The 24,283-nt window shown below is 41.9% G+C and carries 20 protein-coding genes; 7 read left to right on the plus strand and 13 right to left on the minus strand.

The annotated features are described in order from the left end of the window. Positions 1 to 61 precede the first annotated feature (61 nt). Positions 62 to 1,258: a molybdopterin molybdotransferase MoeA gene (locus R8P61_15660; protein ID MDW3648502.1), complete on the plus strand. Its 1,197-nt coding sequence runs from the start codon at positions 62 to 64 to the stop codon at positions 1,256 to 1,258. Between the two features lie 79 nt (positions 1,259 to 1,337). On the opposite strand, the gene R8P61_15665 is transcribed toward R8P61_15660, so the two are convergent. The 8 genes from R8P61_15665 to R8P61_15700 all read right to left on the minus strand — a co-directional run bounded on the left by R8P61_15665 (position 1,338) and on the right by R8P61_15700 (position 9,633). Further along, on the minus strand, positions 1,338 to 1,868 hold the full coding sequence (locus R8P61_15665; GenBank protein MDW3648503.1) for an SRPBCC domain-containing protein: 531 nt from the start codon (positions 1,866 to 1,868) through the stop codon (positions 1,338 to 1,340). Positions 1,869 to 1,917: 49 nt separating this feature from the next. Continuing rightward, on the minus strand, positions 1,918 to 2,718 hold the full coding sequence (locus R8P61_15670) for an RNA polymerase sigma factor (GenBank protein ID MDW3648504.1): 801 nt from the start codon (positions 2,716 to 2,718) through the stop codon (positions 1,918 to 1,920). A gap of 23 nt (positions 2,719 to 2,741) precedes the next feature. Beyond that, positions 2,742 to 4,013: a serine hydrolase domain-containing protein gene (locus tag R8P61_15675; GenBank protein ID MDW3648505.1), complete on the minus strand. Its 1,272-nt coding sequence runs from the start codon at positions 4,011 to 4,013 to the stop codon at positions 2,742 to 2,744. A 90-nt stretch (positions 4,014 to 4,103) separates the two neighbouring features. Further along, entirely contained in the window at positions 4,104 to 5,822 is a 1,719-nt protein-coding gene (locus R8P61_15680; GenBank protein ID MDW3648506.1) for a hypothetical protein, read from the minus strand. Positions 5,823 to 6,005: 183 nt separating this feature from the next. Next, entirely contained in the window at positions 6,006 to 7,103 is a 1,098-nt protein-coding gene (locus R8P61_15685; protein MDW3648507.1) for an adenylate/guanylate cyclase domain-containing protein, read from the minus strand. Between the two features lie 52 nt (positions 7,104 to 7,155). After that, the gene (locus R8P61_15690) at positions 7,156 to 8,718 is read right to left on the minus strand and encodes a T9SS type A sorting domain-containing protein (protein MDW3648508.1); all 1,563 of its coding nucleotides are present in this window, start codon (positions 8,716 to 8,718) and stop codon (positions 7,156 to 7,158) included. Between the two features lie 14 nt (positions 8,719 to 8,732). Beyond that, positions 8,733 to 9,263: a redoxin domain-containing protein gene (locus R8P61_15695; protein ID MDW3648509.1), complete on the minus strand. Its 531-nt coding sequence runs from the start codon at positions 9,261 to 9,263 to the stop codon at positions 8,733 to 8,735. A 28-nt stretch (positions 9,264 to 9,291) separates the two neighbouring features. Next, positions 9,292 to 9,633, minus strand: coding sequence for a translation initiation factor (locus R8P61_15700; GenBank protein ID MDW3648510.1), 342 nt, complete (start codon positions 9,631 to 9,633; stop codon positions 9,292 to 9,294). Positions 9,634 to 9,948: 315 nt separating this feature from the next. Here R8P61_15700 and R8P61_15705 point away from each other — a divergent pair, with 315 nt between their 5' ends. The 3 genes from R8P61_15705 to R8P61_15715 are packed head-to-tail and all read left to right on the plus strand — an operon-like array spanning position 9,949 to position 15,370. Further along, positions 9,949 to 12,660 carry a TonB-dependent receptor gene (locus R8P61_15705; protein MDW3648511.1) on the plus strand — a complete coding sequence of 904 codons (2,712 nt, stop codon included), beginning with the start codon at positions 9,949 to 9,951 and terminating at the stop codon, positions 12,658 to 12,660. Continuing rightward, the gene (locus tag R8P61_15710) at positions 12,657 to 13,739 is read left to right on the plus strand and encodes a DUF4249 family protein (protein ID MDW3648512.1); all 1,083 of its coding nucleotides are present in this window, start codon (positions 12,657 to 12,659) and stop codon (positions 13,737 to 13,739) included. The genes R8P61_15705 and R8P61_15710 overlap by 4 nt, the downstream gene beginning before the upstream one ends. A gap of 2 nt (positions 13,740 to 13,741) precedes the next feature. After that, positions 13,742 to 15,370 (plus strand): hypothetical protein, encoded by a 1,629-nt coding sequence (locus R8P61_15715; protein ID MDW3648513.1) that lies wholly within the window; start codon positions 13,742 to 13,744, stop codon positions 15,368 to 15,370. 151 nt (positions 15,371 to 15,521) lie between these two features. Here the strand turns inward: R8P61_15715 and R8P61_15720 are convergent, their stop codons facing one another. The 4 genes from R8P61_15720 to R8P61_15735 form a co-directional block, all read right to left on the minus strand. After that, positions 15,522 to 16,103, minus strand: coding sequence for a YceI family protein (locus R8P61_15720; GenBank protein MDW3648514.1), 582 nt, complete (start codon positions 16,101 to 16,103; stop codon positions 15,522 to 15,524). Between the two features lie 90 nt (positions 16,104 to 16,193). Beyond that, positions 16,194 to 17,081 carry a dienelactone hydrolase family protein gene (locus tag R8P61_15725; protein MDW3648515.1) on the minus strand — a complete coding sequence of 296 codons (888 nt, stop codon included), beginning with the start codon at positions 17,079 to 17,081 and terminating at the stop codon, positions 16,194 to 16,196. A 67-nt stretch (positions 17,082 to 17,148) separates the two neighbouring features. Next, on the minus strand, positions 17,149 to 17,841 hold the full coding sequence (locus R8P61_15730) for a response regulator transcription factor (GenBank protein ID MDW3648516.1): 693 nt from the start codon (positions 17,839 to 17,841) through the stop codon (positions 17,149 to 17,151). Beyond that, the gene (locus R8P61_15735; protein ID MDW3648517.1) at positions 17,838 to 18,869 is read right to left on the minus strand and encodes a histidine kinase; all 1,032 of its coding nucleotides are present in this window, start codon (positions 18,867 to 18,869) and stop codon (positions 17,838 to 17,840) included. The genes R8P61_15730 and R8P61_15735 overlap by 4 nt, the downstream gene beginning before the upstream one ends. Before the next feature lie 234 nt (positions 18,870 to 19,103). On the opposite strand from R8P61_15735, the gene R8P61_15740 reads away from it, so the two are divergent. Together R8P61_15740 and R8P61_15745 are read left to right on the plus strand one after the other, a co-directional pair. Beyond that, positions 19,104 to 19,643 (plus strand): TlpA disulfide reductase family protein, encoded by a 540-nt coding sequence (locus tag R8P61_15740; protein MDW3648518.1) that lies wholly within the window; start codon positions 19,104 to 19,106, stop codon positions 19,641 to 19,643. Positions 19,644 to 19,670: 27 nt separating this feature from the next. Beyond that, the gene (locus tag R8P61_15745; GenBank protein MDW3648519.1) at positions 19,671 to 20,276 is read left to right on the plus strand and encodes a thioredoxin family protein; all 606 of its coding nucleotides are present in this window, start codon (positions 19,671 to 19,673) and stop codon (positions 20,274 to 20,276) included. A gap of 72 nt (positions 20,277 to 20,348) precedes the next feature. Here R8P61_15745 and R8P61_15750 read toward each other — a convergent pair whose 3' ends face one another. Then, positions 20,349 to 21,671 (minus strand): prolyl oligopeptidase family serine peptidase, encoded by a 1,323-nt coding sequence (locus tag R8P61_15750; GenBank protein ID MDW3648520.1) that lies wholly within the window; start codon positions 21,669 to 21,671, stop codon positions 20,349 to 20,351. A gap of 223 nt (positions 21,672 to 21,894) precedes the next feature. Here R8P61_15750 and R8P61_15755 point away from each other — a divergent pair, with 223 nt between their 5' ends. Continuing rightward, positions 21,895 to 24,276: a TonB-dependent receptor gene (locus R8P61_15755; protein MDW3648521.1), complete on the plus strand. Its 2,382-nt coding sequence runs from the start codon at positions 21,895 to 21,897 to the stop codon at positions 24,274 to 24,276. The last annotated feature ends 7 nt before the right edge of the window (positions 24,277 to 24,283 follow it).

Consider the following 24,283-nt stretch of genomic DNA (forward strand, 5'->3'; position numbering starts at 1 on the left):
GCCATCCCGGACATCTGATAGATTCCCGAATGACAAGATGTATTTCTTAGTAAGACGAAATATGATAGCTGTAGAAGAAGCCCTCCGATTAATCTCCGAAAATACCTTCGACTTTGGAACCGAAGAAGTTCATCTCGATAATAGTTTGGGAAGAATCCTCCGAGAAGATTTTTATGCCGATAGGGATTTCCCTCCCTATAATCGGGTAACCATGGATGGAATAGCCATTGCCCATGCAAGCTTTGCTTCCGGACAAAGGAATTTCAACATAGAAGGCGTAGCGGCGGCAGGCTCTCCCCAGCAAAGACTTTCTGATCCAACCAACTGTCTGGAAGTAATGACAGGAGCCATATTACCTGCGGGCTGCGATACTGTGATCCGATATGAGGATTTAGCGGAAGGTGATGGGCAAGTGAGGATTCAATTGGATAGCATGATCCATGGTCAGAATGTTCACAATAAAGGAGAAGATAGGGCTCAGGGTTCCGTCATTGTTAAAAAAGGGAAGAAAATATCTTCTGCAGAAATTGGAGTTGGAGCAACGATAGGGAAAGTGCAGGTCAAGGTGAGTTCTTTGCCCAAGACTCTGATCATCTCAACCGGCGACGAACTGGTGGAAATTCAGGAAAGTCCCCTCCCCCATCAAATTCGGCGGAGCAATATTCATCGACTCAAGTCCACCCTCAGGAATTACGGCATAGAAGCAGATAGTCATCATTTTGATGATGATTTCGAAGAGATCAAAAACAAACTTCAGCGTATGATTGAGGAGTATGACGTAATTCTCTTAAGTGGTGGAGTGAGTAAAGGAAAATTTGACTATCTGCCCGAAGCTTTGGAAGCCGTTGGCGTTCAAAAGCTGTATCATAAGATTCAGCAAAGACCAGGGAAACCAATGTGGTTTGGAAGAGCGCCCAAGGATACCTTTGTATTTGCGTTACCCGGAAATCCCGTTTCTTCTTTCCTCTGTATGCATCGATATTTTCTCACTTGGCTTAGAGAGTCTTTGCAATTGCAGGCAGCGGATATCCCCCAGGCAGCCTTAGCTGCTCCCATCCATTTCAAACCCAATCTCACCTATTTTGCACAGGTAAAACTATCTTATACGCCAGAAGGGAAGGTACTCGCCCATCCAGTAGAAGGTAATGGCTCTGGCGATCTGGCAAATCTGGTCGATGCAGATGCATTCATTCAGCTTCCACAAGGAAAGGATGTGTATGAAGCCGGAGAGGTGTATGCTTTGTTGTTTTATAGGTGATAAAACGTGTTCTAGTGTTCAGGTGTTCTCGCATTCCATTTAACACTAGAATACCAGAACACCTGCGCACAAAAACACTTTATTTCCCCCTCTCTATCTCCTCAGCTTCTTTCTTCAAATCGGCCGCAAACTGTTCGAAGGAGGCGTCGAAAGGAGGAATGCTTCCTGCTGCCATGGGGAACATCAAGCCACCGATTTTTTCACGCATTTCAAATATGCATCCGTCGGCAGTCTTCCTAAGGGTATACTTCCGCACGCCCTTAAAAAAGGGAGCCGCTCCATCAGACCAAAGCATTTTCTGTTCGGGAATCATTTCTTTCACCTTGAGTTTGAAGGTTCTCTTTTCATCGACCACAGACTTGAGCTTGATTTTGTTTCCCTCTTCTATATCGCCTTCAAAAAAGGTGATGGTGGAGTTCCAGCGTGTGATATCAGAACCATTGGTGAGGAGGGACCAAACTATGGCCGGATCAGCTTTGATCTCAATAGACACCGCAGTTTCCCTGCTAAAGGTTTTTTTTAGGGTACTTGCTTTCCCGTTTTGTGCTTGTGTGAAAGATGGATTTGCCATAATTGTCAGGATTAGAAAAAATACTTGAAAGTTCTTCATTGTTTAATTTTTCCTCTTTGACGTCTGAGGAAAAAGAAATGATAGGATTTCAATCACTTTTTTCTAATAAATTTTCCATGACCTTTCTATTGTGCTCTAAATGATGGAGTTGCAGTTCGGCCGCATCAGAGGTAAAGGGGTCAATTCCCTGTACGATCTGCATGCGAAGGTCGAATAATTCGTCTTTTGTTTTCTTTTGTGCCTCTTTGTACATCTTAATCTTTACCAGTTCCTCCTGGCTATTTTGTTTGGGATTAAAGATGCCATTGAGCTCGGTACATTGATGACAGATGCCTTCCTGATTTATCAGGGAGCAGCGACGATCAAAAATCTCGAGCATTTTGGTACGTGCCTGATGTAAATGGTATTTGACAAGGGCATCAGTCCTATCCATGATCTGGGCAATCTCTTTCACCGTGAAGTTGTAAACTTCCTTTAGCAATAAACAAATCTGCTGTTCCAACATCAGCGACTTCCCTATGCAGGTAAAACAGAAGGTAATATGCTCCTTGATTTCAAATTGCCCTTGGGGAGAGGTCATCCGGATATTCATGGCCTCCTGAAAGAACTCCCGATTGGACATGGCAGCTTCTTTGCAGATATCTCCTACATTTTCCGGCCATCTTTTCTTAGCTCGAAGAAGATCGCGGGCCAAATTAGAAGCTATGCTAAATATCCAGGTTTTCATGGAAGAGTCTCCCCGAAAACTATCAATCTTTTCAGAAGCCTTTATAAAAGTATCCTGAAGAATATCCTCCGAATCCTGCACAGAAGCAGTCATTCGGAGGAGGTATGATTTGAGTTGACCTTTACTTTCTTCGAAAGTGGTAGTCAGTTCCTGAATTTTCATGATCGATTTGAAAAGATTCTTCTCTATTCAAGGATTGCCTGATAAACCAGCGAATGGAATTCTCTTTGGTGATTGAGATGCGCATAAGGCATCAACTGTATCATCTGAATGATGATGAGATCTTCTTTAGGATCGATGCGGAAATAGGTTCCGGCTGCACCTCCCCATCCATAAGTTCCCTTAGAACCCAGATTATTGGTGGCAGCCAGGTTTTTGGTAACTGAGAATCCCAGTCCAAAACCAAAGGCATCGGTTGGATGAACCACCGGTCCACCGGCATGTTCTATTCCTTCCGTATGTACCTGAGTCATTAATTCAATACTTTTAGGACTTAAAAGTCTCTTTCCATTCAATTCTCCCCCATTTAACAACATCTGGCAGAATTTGAAATAATCTTCAGAAGTTGAGAGTAGGCCACCCCCACCGCTAAACATTGTAACTGTTTTGGCGAAGCGACTTTTGGAAGGATGATCCTGTACATCAATACCACCCATCATTTTGGGTTTGTAACAGGTTGTAAAACGATCCACTTTTTCCTGTGGAACTTCAAAGAAGGTATCATCCATTCCCAGAGGGGAAAAGACATGTTCTTTCAGGTAAACATCAAAAGATTGGCCGGAAGCTACCTCTACAATGATCCCTAAAATATCTGTTGAGATTCCATATCTCCAGCCTGTTCCGGGTTGAAAGTACAAAGGCATAGTTGCCACCTTATCCGCAAATCCCATCATGGATTGTTCAAACCAGAATCCAGTAGCACGATACATTGAATCTACATAGGTTCCCTTTCCCCAGCCATATCCTAAACCGGAAGTATGGGTAAGCAGATCCACAATTCTCATAGGTTTCTTTACAGCCTCCGTTTCGCCACTTTTGTCATCCTTTACCACTGCTTTCATTTTCTTAAAGGAAGGGATGTATTTATGAACCGGATCATCCAGCTGCAGTTTTCCTTCTTCATAAAGCATCATGATCGCGACAGAAGTAATCGGTTTACTCATAGAATATATCCGAAAAATGGAGGATTCATCCATTTTCTTCCCACTCTCCTTATCAGCAAAACCCATAGATTCAAAATGAATGATCTTGCCTTTTCGGGCTACGAGGGTTTGCATACCTGCAAACTTATTTTCGTCCAGGTAAGATTGGAAATGGCTACCGATCCGGCCTAGCCTTTCCGCAGACATGCCCACTTCTTCGGGGCTACTCATATAGCTGTCTTGCGCCTGCCCGGTGGCTAGCACAAACAAAAAGACAATACAGAGGGAACTGAAATATTTCAGGTAGGTATTCATAAGTAGTTTTTAAAGGCCTAAATCGTAATTAAGATAGGCAGGAATTCAGGAGAATGAAAATAGGGCAGCCTAAATCAGCTGCCCATTGTATTATTTTATTCTGGAAGAACTTAATTCTATATCTGCTCCTGACCAGGCAACTGCCAGAAGGACTTCCATCTCCTTTGCTTTGGCATTTTCATTTAATTTCTCATAGGCCAGTTTCATCCCGTGATAGGCCCAGCCATTTTTAGGCAATCGCTTGAGATCTTCTTCATATGTTTGGAGCGCAGCTTCATAATCCCCTGCCTCAATTTGAACTGCTCCCAAATGATGCCTTACGGAGAAAAACCAATCCGGAGGCTCATTATAGTTGAGGGCATCTTCTATTTCGATTGCTTCTGATAAAAGACTCATACTCTCTTCAAATTCTCCTTCGGATGCTAAAATTTCAGCTTTGAGCACTCGTTTTCCAATCTGCAGCAAATTAGCTACCGAGTTGATGTCCCAAATCGTCATTTCTTCGAAAGACTTATCCGCTGCGAAATCCTCTAGTTTTTGCAATTCCGATTTTGCCTTATCCATTTCTTTTTTTCCGAGGAAAGCCATCCCACGGGAATAGGCCCGTATCGCATTAGGGTATTTGAGGGACGGATCATGTTTAATCCTTTCCAAGATTTCGTCCCACATCCCAAACTTCACATAGATAAAGTAGGGGATGGTATAATAATGCTGGAGCGTACCCCAGCCCGGTTCTTTCATGAGCTGTTTATGGGTATATGTCGCTGTTTTTATCGCTCCTTCCAAAGCCCATTTGCTATTTCCTTCCAAAGTAGCTGTAGCTGCGAGGAAATGATAGTTGTGGGGATATAAACCCAATGGATAGGCTCCCTGTGCATGGCAATTGGAAAGATAGATGCTATCTACATCCACTGCTGCAATATTTGAAAGGGTTCCTTTATGGTATTCACCCGTACGGATATGGATATGAGAAGGCATATGAACCAAATGCCCGGCTCCCGGTACCAGACCTTTATCGAACATCTCCGCACTTTCATTTCCCAAATCAGGATTATTTGAAGCTTCTACAGCATGGATGTAAAAGTGATGAGCACCCGGATGCTTTGGATTGATATCAAAAACCTGTTCGATAGCAGCCAATATATCCGGTGTCCATGATTTGGGATTTCCTTCTTTATCCCATAGGTCCCAGGGGTGCAGGTCCATGACGGATTCTGCATACATAGCTGCGATATCCGCATCATCGGGATACTGATCAAAAACTGATTTCATGGCTTCCGAATAGGCGATATCCAGGGAACTTCTATCTTCCGGAGGCTCTGGAGTATAGCGATTGCCCATTGCTTGTATCAAAGCCTGTTCTTTAGGGCTTGTATTGGGAGCCAATTCGATAGCTTTTTGAATGGCAGCATAGGCGCGCTCATAATTATCGCTTTCCATGCCTGCATTGTAATTCGGTCCCAGGACATAGGAAAATCCCCAATAAGCCATGGCACATTCCGGATCCAGCTGTGTCGCGTAATAAAAAGAACGGGCAGCTTCCCCATGATTGAAACCATAGGCGAGGGTCAATCCCTGGTTAAAATATTTTTGAACCAATTCATTTTTCGTGCTAATGGGAAAATTCAGCACATCGAGTCCATCCAATAAGGGGGCTTTACTTTCTGTTTTGAACCAATCAATATCCGAGCTTTTTGCGCCACAGATGTTGTAGGTTTTCTTAGGACTTGCAGCGAGCTCTTTTTTAGGGCTCTCACAGGAATTTAGTATGATTCCTATACCTGCGATAATAAATAATAGGCGTTTCATGTATGATATGGTATGATATGTTGTTTGTTTGCTTACCGATATACGGAGGGAAATTCTCGAGAGATACCCCGGTTTTCCGTTATTTTTTTTGCCTTAAAAAGAGTATCGCTTTTTCTAAAGGATACAGATAAGGAGGAATTTTTTTATTAAAAGTTGTACATGAGTCTATAAGTCAGGCTCCATTTATCCGACCTTCTGTTTCACATCATAGAGTTCCATTTCTTTCTCTTTCCCTTTCAGGTAAATAGAACCTCGTGATTCCAATTTCCAGGCTTCCACATTGCTACTCAAATATGCTTTCAGTTTCTCAGAGATAAGCAGGCTGGAATTCAGCGCATTGCACTTCGACTGGATACGGGCAGCCGTATTTAGCACATCTCCCGAATAGGTAATTTCTCTTTTTATGATGCCCACCTCCCCGGCAATTACCTGTCCCAAATGAAGACCTGCTTTAAACTCCGGAAAAATACCAAAAGCCTGTTCATAGGCTTCTTTTTTCTCCATCAAGCCTTCCCTGATGTTAAAAAAGCAAGATAGGCAAAGGGCTTTTTCCTCCTCCTCTCTTTCCATATCCCAGGAAACTACCACCTCATCTCCTACATATTGATAAATCTCAGCTTTGGAGAACAGGATCGGATCGGTAATATCGCTGAAGACTTCTTTCAAAAACTCATGGTACTTTTCCTCTCCCAATTTCTCGGCTATCGTTGTTGAGGATTTCAAATCCAGAAACATGAAGATTCGATTTTCTTTCAGGGGCGAATGATACTTTCCAATAATCATTCGCTGGAGGTTTCGAGGACCAAACTTATCGCTGATTTGTAGGGTAAATTGAGTAATCACAACCACTATTCCCCAAAAAACCACATTCTTGAGATGCTCGGTTGTCATGATTTGCTCGAAAAAATACCGTTGAGCAACTGGATTTCTAAAAGGATTGCCTGAGAGGAAATAGGTACCAAAAGTTGCCGTTACCAGGGTTATACAACTTACAATCAGCAGAAAGATGCCTCCAGCAGCCAAAATAGACTTATAGTAGGGTCGGCTCCTCGAGTGCTTATTTATCTCGGTCAAAGCGATCCCTCCCAAAAAGCCGCCCATCAAACCGGCAAAGCAATTAAACGCAAGGCTTCTAAAGAAAGAATAGCTTTCAATAGCTCCTTTTGATATACCGCTCATCAGGAGGAAATGGTCGTAAATAGTAACAAATAGGCCTATTGACAGCCAAACCAGGGTAATGTCCCAGACCCGGCGCATTTGAATAGCCTGGCTAGCATTCATATCTGTATTATTAGGTTAATGCTGTCCTAAGAATACAAAATTTTGCTGATAATCAGGGTTTTATGACAAATTTTTGTGTGTCAACAAAACCTTTAGCATCAATTTTAAGGATATAAACCCCCGGGATCAGATGTTCTGTATTCACGGGCATTTGATGAGTTCCAGGACCAAAGGGAGCATTAGACTGAACTTCCTTCATCAGTTGCCCTTTCACATTATAAATCGCCATATTCACCCGATTGCTTTGGCTCAATTTAAATCTGGCTTGAATTTCTCCTTTTGCCGGATTGGGGAAAATATCGAATAGTCGATTGCTCCCAACAAAGAGTCTATCCTCATCATCTGATAAAACGATATTCTCATCACCTGGCTCATAATCCACATAGGCAATGGGAAGGAAATACATTTCATCTTCGGTTCGTTCTCCCCAGCTAGAGAATTGGGGAGGATTGTTGGGATTTTCGGGATTGTTGCTGGTATTGTCATAAGTCGCATAGGCATGTATAGAGGAGCCTTGCTCAACTTTTATCAGACGGTCGAAAGAGTAGGTTCCCTGCCAGTTGAAGTCCCATTGAGGAATGGAAATCAGATTGGTGGTATCGCCCTGCGGATCGATAGCCATGATCTCCCAACTTTGTCCCAGCAGATGCATATGCGGAGAAATACTGATCAGGCTCAAATCTCTGGGGGCCTGCCATACTCCGTGAAAAGTCTTCACCTGGTTGGCCGGAATAAAGAAAGGAGGATTAGTGATAGTTCCGGGTAAAGGGAGTAAAATCTTATAGTCAATTTGGCGTTCGAGAGGTCGATCTACGAAAAAGATATTTACACTGGAAGAATCCCATTCGTCTATGGGTGAAGGCGCATAATGCATTTGAATTAACATATCTGCTCCTCGAGGAATGATCTGTCCCGTTCCTTCCGGATAGAATCTAGGAATTTGTCCCGGCACATAACTCGGATATAAATTATCGATAGCACCTGTAACGCCAAATCCTCCAAATCCATCATATCCATATCCGGCTTCTCTGGCATCATTGGCCCTGCCGGTTCCCGTTGTATCGGCCGAAATCAGGGCATGGTGAACAATCTTTCGGTTTCCGGGTCTTAATTCCACTGCTGCGACTTCCTTATCCTCTGAGAAATTAGTAGGCAAAACAAATACCCGATAACCATCTTCATTATTGCCGTTATGTTTGTAAGCTTCAGCAAAGGAGAAAACTACATCCGGAGTACCCAAAGCAGAACCCGAAGGATAGGTAGGTGGGTCGGTAAAATCAGCAGGATCTCCCTCTGGCGTACCTCCATCTGCCCATTGTGCGATGAGGGAAATTTCATCATCCGTAAGGAAATTTTCACCTAGAAAGGAATTGTACTCAGGATCTGCTTTCCAGGGAGGCATAATCTTTTCAGCCGTAACGTATTTGATGGTACTGGCCCATGTGGATACTTCTGCATAGTTTGTCAAAGCCATGGGACCTATCTCTCCCGGCCTATGGCAAAAGGTACAGTGATTGTAAACAATGGGAGCTATATCTCGATTGTAGGTGGGAGTTTGGCCCAGAAGAGGAAAGACAAATGAGATACAAAAAAGAATGAGTAGTAGCTTCTTCATAGGGAAAAATAAGCTTAGGGTTTCTGAAAACTAATAAAGCAGCCAACAGCCTGGGTGCGGGAGATTTCCGGATCACGACCAGCGAGGACATCATCCAATGCATCCTCAAGTTCATGTTTTGTGATTACTCTTCGCCGGCGTCCAGGTCGATCATAGGCATTATCTATTCTGCCTCGATATATAATTTCCCCTTCAGCATTCGTCAAAACAACCTCCGGAGTGATCTGTGCTTCAAATAAACGGGCCAGGGCCTGATTTTCATCCAGCTTTAGTTCAAAAGGGAATTGGTATTTTTCTTTAAATGCCTGAATCTTATCAGTTCGAGAATCTGAAAAGGGGAAAAGGCCGGTAAAGCTGATTCCCTCTTTTGCATATTTATCATGTAATGCTCGCAAAGTCAGGCTGTAGTATTGGCACATGGGGCATTCCTCTTCGAGGAATATATATAGATAGGCTTTGCTTGTGGAAGTCTCTCCCTGAGCCCACAGAGAGCTACAGATGAATCCGCTTAATACAAAGGTCAGGGACAGAGCAAGTCTTTTCATACAATTTGATTCTCTTTTAAAATACAAATTATCCTCCGGACTGCTTGCTTTTGTAGCCCATCTTGCTGAGCTCGTTTTTTACTTTGTCTACAAAATCTCCTTGCAGCAAAATTTCGCCCCCTTTTACCGAACCTCCACACCCGCATTTCTGCTTGAGGGTTTTCCCCAAATCCTTTAGGTCATCATCCGTTCCTACAAATTGGTAGATTTTGGTGACCATTTTATTCCCTTTAAGACGTTGGCGACTGATCCGCAAATCCTGTTGCTGGGGAGGCAGGGTTTCTTCTACATACCCTTCATCATATCCATATTCGTAATCCGGGTCTGTAGAGAAAACGATGCCGGATTTTTTATTTCTTTTCTTTGCCATGTGGGTAAATAAGGTATTGGAGTTGGGCTGTGTTGATGTCTTAACGATAGAGATTTGTAAAATTAGGGAATATGGGGGAAGGAACCAATGGGCCGTATTTTATCCTATCTCCGCTTTTCAAGCAACATTCTCTCTAAATTCAGCTCGCTAAGAAGCCATAAAGCTTCTTAAGGGAATAAGACTCGTGGCATCCAGAGCCCGATCTCATTTTCCAAAACAAACAGAATCCTTGCACTAATTTGATTTCCTTCTTTGTATATTAGAGACAAGAGCAAAGAACTATCAAAATATTAGCCCACTCATCGTGCAAATAGAATGAAGTATCTTGCTTTTCTCCTTTTCCTCAGCCTTATTATATTCCCTTTTTTAGAGGTGAAAGGGCAAATTGCAAGAACCGGGCAAGTCCTATCCATTTCATTTACCGAAGCCTCTTTAGCTGAAATCTCTCTACAGCTGGAGGAGAGATGCAATTGCAAGATATATCTGGCACATTCAGAAAGTAGTTTTAAGCCCCTTACTGCCAGCTTCCAGGACCAATCTGTAGAAGAAATACTAAGCAATATTCTAGAAAATACCCCCTTAAGTTTTATTTCCTACGATCAACAACTCATCGTCATAGGAAAGCGAAACAATATTGAGCGCAGCCGCAGTGCAAAATCCTATCAAAGTCTGGAAAAGAATATTGAGATTTTGAGAGCGCCTGAGCCGGGGATAGAGGTGATTGGAAAAATCGATGGGAATTCTGAGGGAAAGCTCCCTCAACTAAGCGGAAGGATACGTGATCAGGAAACAGGAGATGGAATTTCCGGAGCCACTGTTTTTATTAGCTCTGCTGAGCGCGGAACAAGCAGTGATCAGGAGGGTAGATATACGATTGAGTTAGAAGCTGGATCTTATGATTTAATTGTCCAATTCATTGGATACCGGAAACGAAAAATTCCTATCAGGCTGATCAGTTCCGGGCAGTTGGACATTTCCCTCATCAAAGCTGATATCCAATTAGATGAAATCGTACTGGAGGCTTATGCCAGTGACAGAAATGTAGAATCAAACCAAAGCGGCTTGATCAGAATAAACATGAAAGAAATCGAAAGATTGCCCAGCTTCCTGGGAGAAGTAGATGTGGTAAAAAGTCTGTTATTACAACCGGGGGTTTCTTCTATAGGTGAAGGCAGTAGTGGTTTTAATGTGCGAGGAGGAAACACAGATCAAAACCTGGTATTGCTAGACGAAGCCATGTTATTTAATAGTAGTCATGCCCTGGGATTTTTTAGCACTTTCAATTCGGATATCGTTCAAGATGCGACCTTATATAAAGGCAACATTCCCGCAAAATATGGAGGAAGGATATCTTCTGTACTGGACATGGGCGTAAAAGACGGGAATTTCGAAAAAATCAACATAAAGGGAGGATTAGGAATAGTATCAAGCCGACTGATGATAGAGGGACCTATCAACAAACACAAAACCTCCTTTTTAGTCTCAGGCCGGAGCACTTATTCCGATTTTCTGTTAAATGCAATCAAAATCCCGGAGGTAAAAGCCAGTTCCGCTTTCTTTTATGATGCCAATATCAGATTGACGCATCGCATTGATGATCGAAACATCATTTCCCTTTCAACTTATCAGTCAAAAGATAGATTCTCCTATAATGATGAATTTGGCTTTGACTATCAGACCTCAATAGCTCAGATGTCCTACCAAAGGATCCTGGGCAAGCACGCACTATCCAGCTTCAATCTTGTTTACGGAGCCTATCAAAGCAATCAGCAGGAATTGAGACCCAGTATAGCCTCTAGCCTTAGTGTGGGAAATTCCTATTGGAAAGCCAAAGAGAATTTCAATTTCTCCAAAGACAGATTTTCGATGGATGCCGGCATTTCGGCTATTTTGTATAAGGTAAATCCGGGTGAATTGAAAGCCAATGGTCCGACTTCCGCTATTTCAGAAAGAAAAGTTGAGCGGGAAAGGGGCTTAGAACTGGCAACTTATGTAAGTGGGACCTACGACTTTTCTCCCCGACTATCTGTAAATAGCGGCTTACGCTTCACCCATTTCCGCTATCTGGGTCCCGGCAGCCTACACATCTACCAAAATCCAGATCAAGTACGTGAAGATGAAATCATCGGAATCCAGGACTTTGATTCGGGCACCATTTTTAGCGAAGGGAAAGTTGAACCCCGACTTTCAATAAGGTATAAACTAGACTCGCAGTCATCTCTTAAATTCAGTTATACTCGGAGCAGTCAGTTTATCAACCAGATTTCTAATACTGAAACGCCCTTGCCAACTGACATTTGGCAATTGTCGAGCCCTTATATCCCTACTCACCTATCCCATAACTTTTCTTTGGGTTACTTCAGAAATTTTGATCAAAATAAATGGATTAGCTCACTGGACATTTTTTATCGGAATATAGACCAATTGTTTGATTACAAGGATTTTGCTGAGCTGGTAAGCAATGAGCATATCGAAACAGAATTGAGACAAGGAATAGGGCGCAGCAGGGGCATAGAATTGAGTATCAAAAAACAGCTGGGATTTATTCATGGCTGGTTTAGTTATACCTTTTCAAGAAGCGAACGAAAAGTGATGGAAATAAATGAAGGTCAATGGTATCCTTCAACTTTCGATAAACCCCATGAAGCATCTCTGGTAACAAATATTCAGCTGAGTAAAAGAAGCACGATCTCTTTTAATTTTAATTATGCGAGTGGAAGACCTATAACCATACCCATTGATAGGCACCTTATAGATAATCGATTGATTCTGTTAAACTACTCTCAGAGAAACGCTTTTAGAATACCCGATTACCATCGCCTCGATATTGCATATACCTTAAGTCAAAGTTTTAGGAAAAGTCAGAAGTTGAAAAGTAGTTGGACTTTTTCCGTCTACAATATCTATGGACGGAGAAATCCATTTGCAGTATTTGTAGATCAGGCCATAGTGGGTGATCCCAAAATCAAAAGACTATCTGTATTGGGTAGCGCCTTTCCTTCTCTTACCATTAATATTGAGCTATGATCAGAAAATCTCAGATATGGAAATGGACCTGCATAATTCTGGCTCTCTTTTTTTGTTTTCAAGCCTGTATCGATACTATAGAAATTGATCTACCTGAAAGCGATGGAGGAAGACTTGTTATAGAAGGTTCGGTAGAAAGAGGTCCAGATGCCTATGTCATTCGGGTTTCGGTTCGACGTACAGGACAGGACATCCGGGATATTGTTTTGAAACTGGAAGAAGCAGATATTTTTCTCATCATGAATGATGAAGAGGTACTTCCTCTCATCAATAATGAAGCCCAGTTGATCGAAATTCGCTCCTTTCATTTTCGACATGGAGCAGATCCCGCGAGTGCAAATTTCAGAATAAGAGTCAGACTTAAAGATGGTCGTGTTTTTGAATCAGAGGATCAGAAAATCCTGGATCCCGCTGCTTCTTCCTCTCTTGCAGTCAATATGTCCGAACGTAGTCTGGTGAATGATGCAGGTATTTTGATCCAGGAAGATTATGTTGAGCTTTCTGTCAATACAGCATTAAGGAATGACCTGGGTGAAGAACTCTCTTATTTATGGGAGGTTTCGGGTGTATATGAATTTCGGGAAGTAGCATGGACAGATGATCCTGGGTTTTTTCCCTCTACCTGCTATGTCCCGGTTTCCAGTCCTCCCGATGAAATCAATGTGATCCTTGCCAGCGAATTAAGTGGAGATAGCTTGTCAAATCATAAAATAGCTGAAACAGAAGCCGACTTTCGCTTCGTAACTGGCTACTATTACACGGTTTTGCAAAAAACAATAGATGAAAAAACTGCGAAATATTGGAATCAAGTTGCGGTAAACATTAGCCGAGATGGCACCATTTTCGATCCACCTGCCGGGCAAATAGAGGGCAATATTCGAAATATTAATGACGAGCAAGACGAAGTATTGGGCTATTTCTATGTTGCGGGAGTTGATACCCTGAGGTATCTGACAATTCCAGATGAAACCGGCAATCAACGACATCCTTGTGCGATCGAACCCCGTCAACCCCTATGCTGCGATTGCCTGGCTTCCCTTGTCAATAGCACCCTTATAAAACCTCGTTATTGGGATTAAATATGAAGGCTATCCCTCAGCTCCTCGTCTTACTATTTTGCCTAAAGGCGTTAAGTCCTTTACAAGCTCAATCTGCTTATTTGCAGCTTGACAAGCCTTATTATTTCAATGGAGAATACATTTTTTATACGTTCTTTTTAGGCGAAGTAAAAACCGATTCAGCTGTACTTTTACTTAGACTTGTTAAAGAAGGAGAAGTACTCGATCAGCATTATCAGGCAAATGATGAAGGATTTACAGGGGGATATTTCAAGCTTGCTCACGAACTCCGTAGTGGTATTTATGAAATTCAGGCCTTTGCCTTTGATAAGAAAAATGGAAGTCCCATCGACTTATTCAATACTCCAATCTCGATTTTTGGTGAAGATAGTCCATCAAAAAAGCCTGCTCATTTTATCAGCTCCAATTCCCCTCCATTGCCGGACAGAAATTCAGCTATCCAGCTGAGATTTAAGACGGATGATGCCCCAGAGTCAGTTTTAACTTCTTGTACGATTCAAGCTCTACCTGAGGGAAGCAGCCAACTTTCTATTGCAATTCGAAAACTCAGAGAGGAGACTCACTTATTAAGCAATATCCGATACTTCCAGCATGAACTGGATGTGCGATCCTGTGTAAGTCAGTTACCCATTTTGGGTTATAAGTCCAGATTAGATTCAGCCTCCTCAGAAAGTGCCCTGATTTATGCATTTCAGGCAAGGTCCTTACTATTTCAGCTTGCCTCTATGGATTCTAATAGAAATGTTCCTATTGAATTCCCCAGAATGTATGGCCCAAGTGAAATACAGTTTCTTGATTTTTTTCTATCTCGTCCGGCACAATTGGAGCCCTTTACTATACCCCCACCAGAAAAGTCAGAACATATAAAAATAAAAGACGCAAGCATATCTGCTGAATATTTACTCCTGCAAAAACGGAAGCAGATTTTTCAACTCTTCCATCAATTACCACATCAGGTAATAGCAGAGAATTCAGCCCTCAGGCAAAAACTTCCCGAAGCGGATTTCGAAGTAGACGTACAAGATTATGCAGTTAAAGGGAAATTGAGCGATCTGTTTTCAGAATTTGTTTCTCCCTTGAATTTCCGAAAAAAGAAGGGAGTAGATCCAATCAGGGTATATTATAGATTTAAGGGGAAGCCGATTTACCACAAATTTCCACCTTTATTTGTTGTTAATGGAATCGCGACACAAGATGCAGATTTCATTTGTTCCCTGCTTTTACAAGAAATAAAAACTGTCCACGTTTATAGTGAGCCAGAAACTTTAGGTGCTATTGTGGGGAGCTATAATATTGGGGGATTGGTAGTCTTAGACTTAGTTGATCCCTTATTCAAACTCCCGGAGGAACTCAGCTTGCCGGGGATGAAGATTCCCGGTTTGCAGTTGCCCATCATTTATCCAATCAAAGGGGAGATGGAATCCGAAACCCCACGAATTCAATCCTTGCTGTATTGGTCTCCCCATCATGCGCTTGAGTCGGAAAATCAGGTTCAACTTACATTTCCCACCCCAGACTTATTTGGGAAATATTGCCTTGATATGCTTATTCAGGATTCGAGGGGCAAAGTTTATGTGGAGAGCATTCCTTTATTATTTGAGGAAAATGTCTGGCGACGCATAGGAAATTGATTTTAGCAAGAAGTAGGTCCAGGCTTTTCAATTTATACCTCCTCGATAGGAACCCTCAATCTTGAATCCATATTCACACAGATGGTATACATAGACAAAGGGCCTACCAAGCGAAGTCGGCAGACCCTCTTTTTGTAGCTAGTATTATTTCTTACTTAGCTTCGTTTAGTTCGATATTGCAGGTGATTCCAATTTCCTGGCTCACTACCAATCCTCCTGTTTCCAGGGCACGGTTGAATTTGATCCCGTATTCAAAGCGATCAACGGAACCTGTCACCTTAAATCCTGCTTTTCTACCCCTCTGCCCCAGAGAGACACTTCCATTGTACTTGACATCAAATTTGACTGGCTTCGTGACATCTCTCATCGTAAAGTCTCCAACCAGATGGTATTGCTCTCCGTCTTTTTCAATTTTGCCTTTAAATTTGATTTCCGGATAGGTCTCAGCATTGAAAAAGTCATCGGATTTCAAATGTCCATCTCTTCGTTCATTGTCTGTATCGATAGAGGCAACCTGAGCCGTAAATTCTACCTCTGCCCCATCAAAGTCCTCCGGAGCATTGCTTACCGTACCTGAAAAGTCTTTAAATTCTCCATCCACTTCACTGATGACCATGTGGACAGCTGTAAAACGAATATCAGAATGGTTCTTGTCAATGTTCCAACTGCTTTGTGCAAGCAGGAAATTGAAAGAAGCGAGAGCAAATAAAAGGAGGATCGTGATTTTTTTCATGTTTCTCATCTTTTAACGGAAATTTGGATTTGTATTAGTTTCTCTTGTATTAGATCAGACAATTAGCAGGAGATTTTCATTCCCTGTTTTCTACTTCAAATGTTTTTTAAAGAATTTAACCGTTCTTTTCCAGGCCTTCTCTGCTGAGGCTTTTTCATATCGGGCTGTTGTATCATTGTGGAAACCGTGATTGGCTTCTTCATATACAAAAGCTTTGTATTTCTTTTTATTTGCCTTTAAAGCCGCCTCATACTCCGGCCAGCGTGCATTTACCCGCTTATCCAATTCGCCAAAATGTAGCAATAAAGGAGCTTGAATGTCGGGAACCATTTCTACCGGAGCCGGGCCTCCATAAAAAGGAACAGCAGCTCCCAAATCTGAAACTTTCGCCGCCATCATATTGCAAATCCATCCTCCAAAGCAGAAGCCTACTACACCGACCTTGCCGCTACATTCCGGATGTGATTTCAGGTATTCAAAAGCAGCAATGAAATCTTCCAACATCTCATTTCGATCTCTTTTCCTCTGCATTGTTCTGCCTTCATCATCCGTACCCGGATATCCTCCCAACGGCCATAGTGCATCCGGGGAAATTGAGATAAAGCCTGCCAATGCTGCTCTTCGACCGACATCTGCTATATGGGGATTTAGGCCTCTATTTTCATGAACGACCACAATACCTGGCAATTTCCCTTTGGCATCTACTGGCCGGGAAAGTTGTGCCCGGATTTCCCCACCTCCTTTGGCCGAATTGTAGGTAACATTTTCTGTTTTCAGTCGAGGATCATCCTGCTTGAGCTGAATCTTACTTTCATAATCGGGCATGATAAAGCCCAATAATGAGCTGACGGTTAATCCCCCTACAGCATAGAGAGACAATTTATCCATGAATTGCCTTCGATCCAGCCGGTTGTGGGCATAGTCGTCATAGAGATCAAAAACTTCCTGATCGATGTCTTCTTTTCGTAGTTCTTTCATAGCGGTATGATTTAGGTTTGCGTTATTTTTCTGAATTGAGGATATACAACATAAGATACAATTCTACTCATTTAAGAAATCGCTTGGTGAATGCTTCTTTATATGCTCGGCCAATAGGAACGATACTTCCACCCTTGAGATAGATCTGATTCCCGGCGACTTTTTCCACCCAGGAAGTATTGATCAAATAGGACTTGTGTACGCGGGTAAATTGCTTCTCGCCCAGGCTTGATCCCCAATATCTTAAACTCTCCTGTGAAAGCAGTTTCTTATGGGCAAGATGAATCTCCGTATAATCTGAATCGGACTTGATAAATAAAATATCTGAAACAGATACCTTAATATGCTCATAGCCTGATTTAATGAAGATTTCCCCTGAAGTCAAAGCAGCTTCTTCTGGCTCTTTCCCTTCTTGGATATTGGGGACTTTAGCAACTGCTTTGACAAAGCGCTGAAAAGAAAACGGTTTCAACAAATAATCAATCACATTCAAATCATAGCTTTCCAGGGCATAATCGGGAAATGCAGTCGTAAGGATAATGTGGGGAGGATGAGCCAGGCTTTTGAGAAAATCCAGTCCGGAGAGTTTAGGCAAATGAACGTCCAGAAAGATAAGTTCCACTTTCTGAGACTGTAAAAATTTTAAAGCCTGAATGGCATCTGAGAAGGTCGCCTGTAAATCAAGGGTCCCCAGGTCATCGATGAATTTTTTCAAAATTCGCTGTGCGGGTGGCTGATCTTCAATGATGATACAGTTCATACTAATTCCGCTTGATGAAGATTAAGAGAAAGGTACACATCATATTGCTGTTCTCCTTCCTGGATTATCAATTCGTACTCATTTGGGTACAATAGCTCCAGACGCTTCCTGACGTTTTCCAGACCGATTCCTTTGGAGAGATTCTCTGTATTTGAAATCGGGAGAAAATTATTGCTACAATAGAATTCCAATATTCCGGAAGGGGAAATATCCATTTTTATGTCGATCTGAATATTTTCTGCCTGACTTGCCTGGCTATGCTTAAAAGCATTTTCAATGAATACAATGAGAATCAGAGGTGCAATTGCGAAAGATGAGGGAATCTCTCCACACCGAAAATTGACATCTCCTCTTTCTTCAATCTGCAGTTGACTCAATTGAGTAAAATTCTTCAGATGCTCTATCTCTTTTTTGAGGGGGACAAAATTGGATCGACACTCATAGAGCATATAGCGCAATACTGAACTCAACTCTAAAATGATTTCAGGCGTCTTGGGGGAAGCCTCTATCGCATAGGAATACAGATTGTTGAGGTTGTTGAAAAGGAAGTGGGGATTTATCTGAGAGTTCAGGAATTGCAGCTCGCTTTCTTTTATTGCTTCCTTAAGCTTATCGACTTCTTTTTGTTTCTCTATTGCATCCCAGGCAAATTTAAATCCAACCAGAATGACGATAACAGGCAAGACCTCCCATAAGGTAAAGAAGATACCCGGAAACCTTAGTCCTCTACTGTCCGGGTAAAAAATTTGTTCAAGCAAAAGCTCCTCGCTCAGGATCACATACATCACAAGGAGCGTAGTAAAAAAGAAAAATTCCAGGTACTTTTTTTTGTAAAAGAAGGTAGCCAGAAGGACATAATTGATCACAAATGCAGGGAGTGCATTGTTGAGGAAAAATATGACATGCAGATATTCGAATCGAGGATTATCTTCATCAAAGGAATAAAAGGAGAAGAGCAGCAAGTGGAGTACGAGCTGAAAAATTAATTCTCGATAGGGCCTGAGTATATTCGATAGCCGCTCTAACATATATTAAACTTACTAATCCCCACATAAAGCTGAAAATCAAGTCTCTGAACAACCATTTTTTACCTGCAATCGACAGTCTTTTTGAAAAGGCCCGTGAAAAATAGCATTTCATCGGACATTCCTCATGCTTGATAGATTGATTTTGTAGGAGTAGGGAATGAAAGAGAAATTAAGCTTGTCTAAAGGAAAATTCCCCACCCCACTCCTCCAAATTGTACCACTAAACAAAGTGAAATGAAGTTTTACAAACTTTGGAGTTTGCTTCCAATATTCTGCTTTTCCGTGATCTTTTCAGGATTCCAAACGGAGGAAAAACTTATCGAAAAAAAAGAATCCTGGCCGGAAGCATCCAGCTATCTGGAAGGAGTCCCGATCTACGAGAAGTTCTCAGATCTTGAATCTTTGTTTCGATTTGAGAATGACACGACTTATGTCATCAATTTCTGGGCTACCTGGTGTAAGCCTTGCATAGAAGAACTTCCCTACTTTGAAAGCTTACACGAAAAGTATCAGGATAAAAAAGTCAGGGTTGTTTTGGTAAGTCTTGATTTTCCCCGACATCTGGAAAGCAAACTTCTCCCTTTTCTGGAGAAGCATTCACTCGCCTCTACGGTCCTGGTTCTTCTGGATGGTTCTTATAATGATTGGATAGACAAAATTTCTCCGAAATGGTCAGGAGCCATACCGGCTAGCTTGATCTATAATAAGAAGGAAAAGAGATTCTTCGAAGATGCCTTTCCAACTTATGAAGCACTCGAAGCAGCACTTCCTTAATTCTTGAACAATAAACCTTATTCACATATGAAAAACATTCTTTTCTTCACCGCCTTTATCGCCATCTTAGGATTTACTCCTCAGCCAAAGCTCGCGGGCATTGGAATTGGAGATATGGCTCCTGCTTTCAATTTGAAAAATATAGATGGCCAAATGTATTCTTTCGAGAATATCAAGGATGCGAATGGCGAAAGTCCTAAAGGATATATTATTGTATTCACCTGTAATACTTGTCCCTATGCAAAAGCCAATGAGAGTCGATTGATTCAGCTTCAGGAAACCTACGGACCAGCAGGTTACCCGGTCGTAGCTATCATGCCTAATAATCCTGAACGGAAGCCCGGAGATAGTTTTGATGCAATGAAAGCCAATGCTGATGAAAAAGGCTTTAACTTCCTTTATCTCATAGATGAAGAGCAAAGTGTTTTCCCTCAATATGGAGCGACCAAAACGCCCGAAGTTTTTCTCCTGGATGAGAAGCGCATTGTTCGCTATCATGGAGCGATTGATGATAGTGTAAGGGATGAAGAAGGAGTAGAAACTAAGTTCGTTGAGAATGCGATAGCAGCTATTCAAAATGGACAAGATCCCAGCCCAACTACCACCAAGTCTATTGGTTGCGGTATACGATAGACATGATAAATATTTGGATTAGAAATAACCCATTTGGCTTTCGCGCCAAATGGGTTTATTGATTTATTCCTACTATTTCGATTTTCGCTTTTGACGAGCCATCCAGCCCATGAGGGTAAGCGGCTGACCATCTATCATTACAGCTTTTCCATCATAGTCCAGTTGGCATTTATTTGCATGTGAATAAATCCAGGAAAAGTGGCCCAAATAGTGGAAATTCTCTCCCCCAAATTGATTGGTAATGTCAACCACATGATCAAAATAAGACAGATGCACATTCTCTGCACCTGCTTCGATTAACTTTTTATAGGCAGGTACAGCCGTTTCATCAGCTCTCGTTACAGGGTCATCTTTGCTATGGATAAACCAAATCGGAAGGTCCTTGATTCTTTGGATATCATCCTCTTTGAGGTTCTTGGCATGATAGGCCAGCGCACTGGGAAAAGCAGCTGCGAAATAGTCCGGATGAAGCAAAAGAAGTTTCAGGGTCATATACCCTCCATTGGAACAGCCCCCTACATAAATCCGATCTTCATCAATATTAGGATTCTTATCTACATAGTCTTTAATCAAAGCCATCAAGCTTTCATTATAGGTATCATTGACTTCTCCACGTGTGTATTGCCCTTTCCCATTATCCATCCAGAAAGTAGGGCTTTGTGGAACCAGTACATAAGCTCCTCCAAAATATGCCTGAATCTCAGGAGAGGCATAATTTGCAGCCCTATTGGCTATCAGGGGAATAGTCGGATCAGTTCCTCCTTCTCCGCCTCCATGAAGCCAAATAATCAGGGGACGTTTGCCATTGGTAGAAGCAGGTGTATAAGCAGCATATGTCAGATCTATGTCCTCATGGGTAAACGTCCCGCTAAGGTCAAAGGCATCAATCAGAGGTATGATACGATCTCTTTCCTTGTTCCAGACCTGCTCATTTCTTTTGTCTGTAACGGTCAGCATAAAATCAATCCATTGATTTCCGCTACATTTCTGATTTCCAGGAAAGTATTTGATGGGAGAACCTAACTGTTCAAAAGGAGCTGCATAAAGCACCAGGGAAATGTGTTCTCCTTTGGGTACTCGATTTCCCCTTTCATCTGAAACATAGGCATATAAAACCCGTAACTTTCCGCTTGCCTCCGCAGCTGAAAGTTTGCCACAACTAGTTGATCGATTGACCTCCACTTCAAAATTACTTCCATCAATTGCTGAAAGGCTTTTCGACATAGGCAGGATCACCTTACTAGCAGCAGCTCCCCAATCGAAACCTTCTATAACCAGGGTATATTCGCCATTTTCTACTTGATGGGAATGTGAAGGTACGGCAGGAGAATTTTTCGCTATGAGTATTACCAAGCTTGAAAAAAACAGATAAACCAGAAGTAGTAGATGTTTCATATCAGAAAATTGTAGGATTAAGATAAGGCTAAATACTACACATTTTCTCAACAGAAAAAAAAGCTCGCCAAACCCCAGATTTCAAGCTGCGAATGACACAAAAGGCAGGGGAAAATCAATTCAGTCGTTGGGCCTTCAATACTTGCTGTTTAGCGATATTTTTTGGCTACAAATAAAACAATAGAGAATTTTGAATCATCAATACACCTCAAAAAATTTATCTATGAGCTTCATGAAAAGTAGCAAAGTAATATTCTTTGTATTTCTTCTATTTATTCAAAGTCTGCAAGCACAAAATTCCTCTTTTATAGTTAAAGGGAAAATTGTAGAAAGTCAGGAGCAAACTCCCATAGAATTTGCGACGGTCTTGCTATTAGAGAAAGACAGCGAGAAAGCCATAGGTGGAACTACTACAGATGAAGCCGGCTTATTTGAAATCAAAACTCAAGGAAAAGACTTTCAGCTAAAGATAAGTTTCATCGGTTTTGAGACTCAATTTATCAAAGAGTTTGATGGTAAGGAGTCAATTATTGATCTGGGAGTTATCCAATTGAAGGAAGTCATTACAACTACTGGTGAGGTAGTTATTCAGGCAGAAAAATCTCAGCTGGAATTTAAGCTGGATAAGCGGGTATTCAGAGTTGGCAAGGATTTGAGCAGCACCGGAGCCAGTGCGCTGGAAATATTGAATAATGTCCCCTCTGTAAACGTAAATATCGAAGGGGTCATAAGTCTTCGTGGAAGCGCCGGAGTCCAGGTTTTGATCAATGGGAAACCTTCTGTTTTAACTAGTGAAGAAGGGAATGCATTGGGGTCTATTACTGCTGAAATGATCGACAGAGTAGAAGTGATTACCAATCCATCTGCCAAGTATGATGCGGAAGGAACTTCTGGCATTATCAATATCGTTTTGAAGAAGGATGAGCGGAAAGGCATCAACGGCTCTGTAACCCTCAATACAGGCGTTCCGCATAACCATAGCCTGGGATTAAGCCTCAACAGAAGAACAGAGAAATTCAACCTATTTGCGCAGTTGGGGGCAGGCTATAGAAACCTGCCTAATGATTCAGAAAGCATCAATGAAGACCTCAGTGATAATAGCCAGGTCAGAAGTATAGGAGATGAGGAAAAATTTGAGACCTTCCTCAATTTGAATCTAGGAGTAGATTACTATTTCGATCCCAATAATGTACTCACCCTGGCCGGAAATTTCGCCTATGAATTTGAGGACCAACCCTCGATATCAGATTTTCAGTTTTTGGATGGTTCCGGAGCGCTACTTTCTCAATGGGAAAGAGAGGAGATCACTACGGCAACCAATCCGAAGTGGCAATACGAACTCCAGTACAAACGAGATTTTAAAGATCATAAAGAACATGATTTGCTTTTCAGCGCTTTGGGCAATTCTTTCGCCAAAGACCAGCAATCTCAATTCTTAAATACTACAATTCTGGGGGATGATCTTTTCGGGAATCAGGAAACCATAACTGATTTTCGAGAGGATGAATACACCTTTAAGCTGGATTATACCAAACCTATATCGAAGACCTTAACGATGGAAACAGGTGCTCAATATGTAATCACTGATGTGAGCAATGATTTCGCAGTAAATGACTGGATCAATGGCGAATGGACAGCAGATCCCAGTCTTACCAATCTGTTTGAATATGACCAAAAGGTTTTGGGCGTCTATGGTACAGGAGCTTATGAAGGAGTGAAATGGGGACTAAAATTGGGCCTGAGAATGGAAAGCACTGACTTGCAGACCTTACTGGTAAATACAGCAGAGGTCAATAAGCAGGATTTTGCCAATCTTTTCCCTAGCATCCACAGTTCCTATAAAATCAATGAGCAATTTTCCATGCAGGCAGGCTACTCTCGTCGAATCTGGAGACCAGGACTTTGGGACCTCAATCCTTTTATGAATATCCGCAATAATTTCAGCATTCGTACAGGAAATCCCGCCCTGCAACCGGAGTTTACGGATTCTTATGAGATCACGGGTATTTATGTATTTGAGAACCTATCGCTCAACTTCAGCACCTATCACCGATTTACAACTGATGTAGTAGAACGGATCGCGACTTTCGAAAATGAAGTAAGTACAAGCAAACCTGTCAATATTGGGACAAACCGAGCTACAGGTCTTGAATTTAATGCCAAATACAATCCCGTGAGATGGTTCACCCTGCTGACAGATTTGAATTACCTCTATTTTAATCGGGAAGGAACTTTTGAAAACACCGTCTTTGATTTCAATGCAGATCAGTATTCAGCCAAAATCATGAGTAAATTTAAACTCCCGGCAGACATTGATTTCGAAATAGTAGGGCAATACAGATCTCGGGTTCAAATGGTTCAGGGAGAGATGTCAGAAAATATATTTGCGGATCTGGGCATTAGAAAAAAACTCCTCAATGGCAAAGCGGTCATCAATCTTAGCGTAAGAGATGTGTTCAAATCCCGTATCATGGAAATCAATACCTTTCAACCTGACTTTTATCTCTATAACTGGAGAAGAAGGGGACGCTTTGTAACGATTGGATTTAGCTATGGATTTGGGAAAGGAGAAGCTATGGAATTTTCTGGACAGAAGAGATACTAGAACCCAG

This window comes from Bacteroidia bacterium, assembly GCA_033391075.1.
GTDB lineage: Bacteria > Bacteroidota > Bacteroidia > J057 > J057 > JAWPMV01.

Coding starts and splice junctions, on each gene's coding strand:
- R8P61_15660 (MDW3648502.1), top strand. CDS start 62: ATGATAGCTGTAGAAGAAGCCCTCCGATTAATCTCCGAAAATACCTTC.
- R8P61_15665 (MDW3648503.1), bottom strand. CDS start 1,868: ATGAAGAACTTTCAAGTATTTTTTCTAATCCTGACAATTATGGCAAAT.
- R8P61_15670 (MDW3648504.1), bottom strand. CDS start 2,718: ATGAAAATTCAGGAACTGACTACCACTTTCGAAGAAAGTAAAGGTCAA.
- R8P61_15675 (MDW3648505.1), bottom strand. CDS start 4,013: ATGAATACCTACCTGAAATATTTCAGTTCCCTCTGTATTGTCTTTTTG.
- R8P61_15680 (MDW3648506.1), bottom strand. CDS start 5,822: ATGAAACGCCTATTATTTATTATCGCAGGTATAGGAATCATACTAAAT.
- R8P61_15685 (MDW3648507.1), bottom strand. CDS start 7,103: ATGAATGCTAGCCAGGCTATTCAAATGCGCCGGGTCTGGGACATTACC.
- R8P61_15690 (MDW3648508.1), bottom strand. CDS start 8,718: ATGAAGAAGCTACTACTCATTCTTTTTTGTATCTCATTTGTCTTTCCT.
- R8P61_15695 (MDW3648509.1), bottom strand. CDS start 9,263: ATGAAAAGACTTGCTCTGTCCCTGACCTTTGTATTAAGCGGATTCATC.
- R8P61_15700 (MDW3648510.1), bottom strand. CDS start 9,633: ATGGCAAAGAAAAGAAATAAAAAATCCGGCATCGTTTTCTCTACAGAC.
- R8P61_15705 (MDW3648511.1), top strand. CDS start 9,949: ATGAAGTATCTTGCTTTTCTCCTTTTCCTCAGCCTTATTATATTCCCT.
- R8P61_15710 (MDW3648512.1), top strand. CDS start 12,657: ATGATCAGAAAATCTCAGATATGGAAATGGACCTGCATAATTCTGGCT.
- R8P61_15715 (MDW3648513.1), top strand. CDS start 13,742: ATGAAGGCTATCCCTCAGCTCCTCGTCTTACTATTTTGCCTAAAGGCG.
- R8P61_15720 (MDW3648514.1), bottom strand. CDS start 16,103: ATGAAAAAAATCACGATCCTCCTTTTATTTGCTCTCGCTTCTTTCAAT.
- R8P61_15725 (MDW3648515.1), bottom strand. CDS start 17,081: ATGAAAGAACTACGAAAAGAAGACATCGATCAGGAAGTTTTTGATCTC.
- R8P61_15730 (MDW3648516.1), bottom strand. CDS start 17,841: ATGAACTGTATCATCATTGAAGATCAGCCACCCGCACAGCGAATTTTG.
- R8P61_15735 (MDW3648517.1), bottom strand. CDS start 18,869: ATGTTAGAGCGGCTATCGAATATACTCAGGCCCTATCGAGAATTAATT.
- R8P61_15740 (MDW3648518.1), top strand. CDS start 19,104: ATGAAGTTTTACAAACTTTGGAGTTTGCTTCCAATATTCTGCTTTTCC.
- R8P61_15745 (MDW3648519.1), top strand. CDS start 19,671: ATGAAAAACATTCTTTTCTTCACCGCCTTTATCGCCATCTTAGGATTT.
- R8P61_15750 (MDW3648520.1), bottom strand. CDS start 21,671: ATGAAACATCTACTACTTCTGGTTTATCTGTTTTTTTCAAGCTTGGTA.
- R8P61_15755 (MDW3648521.1), top strand. CDS start 21,895: ATGAGCTTCATGAAAAGTAGCAAAGTAATATTCTTTGTATTTCTTCTA.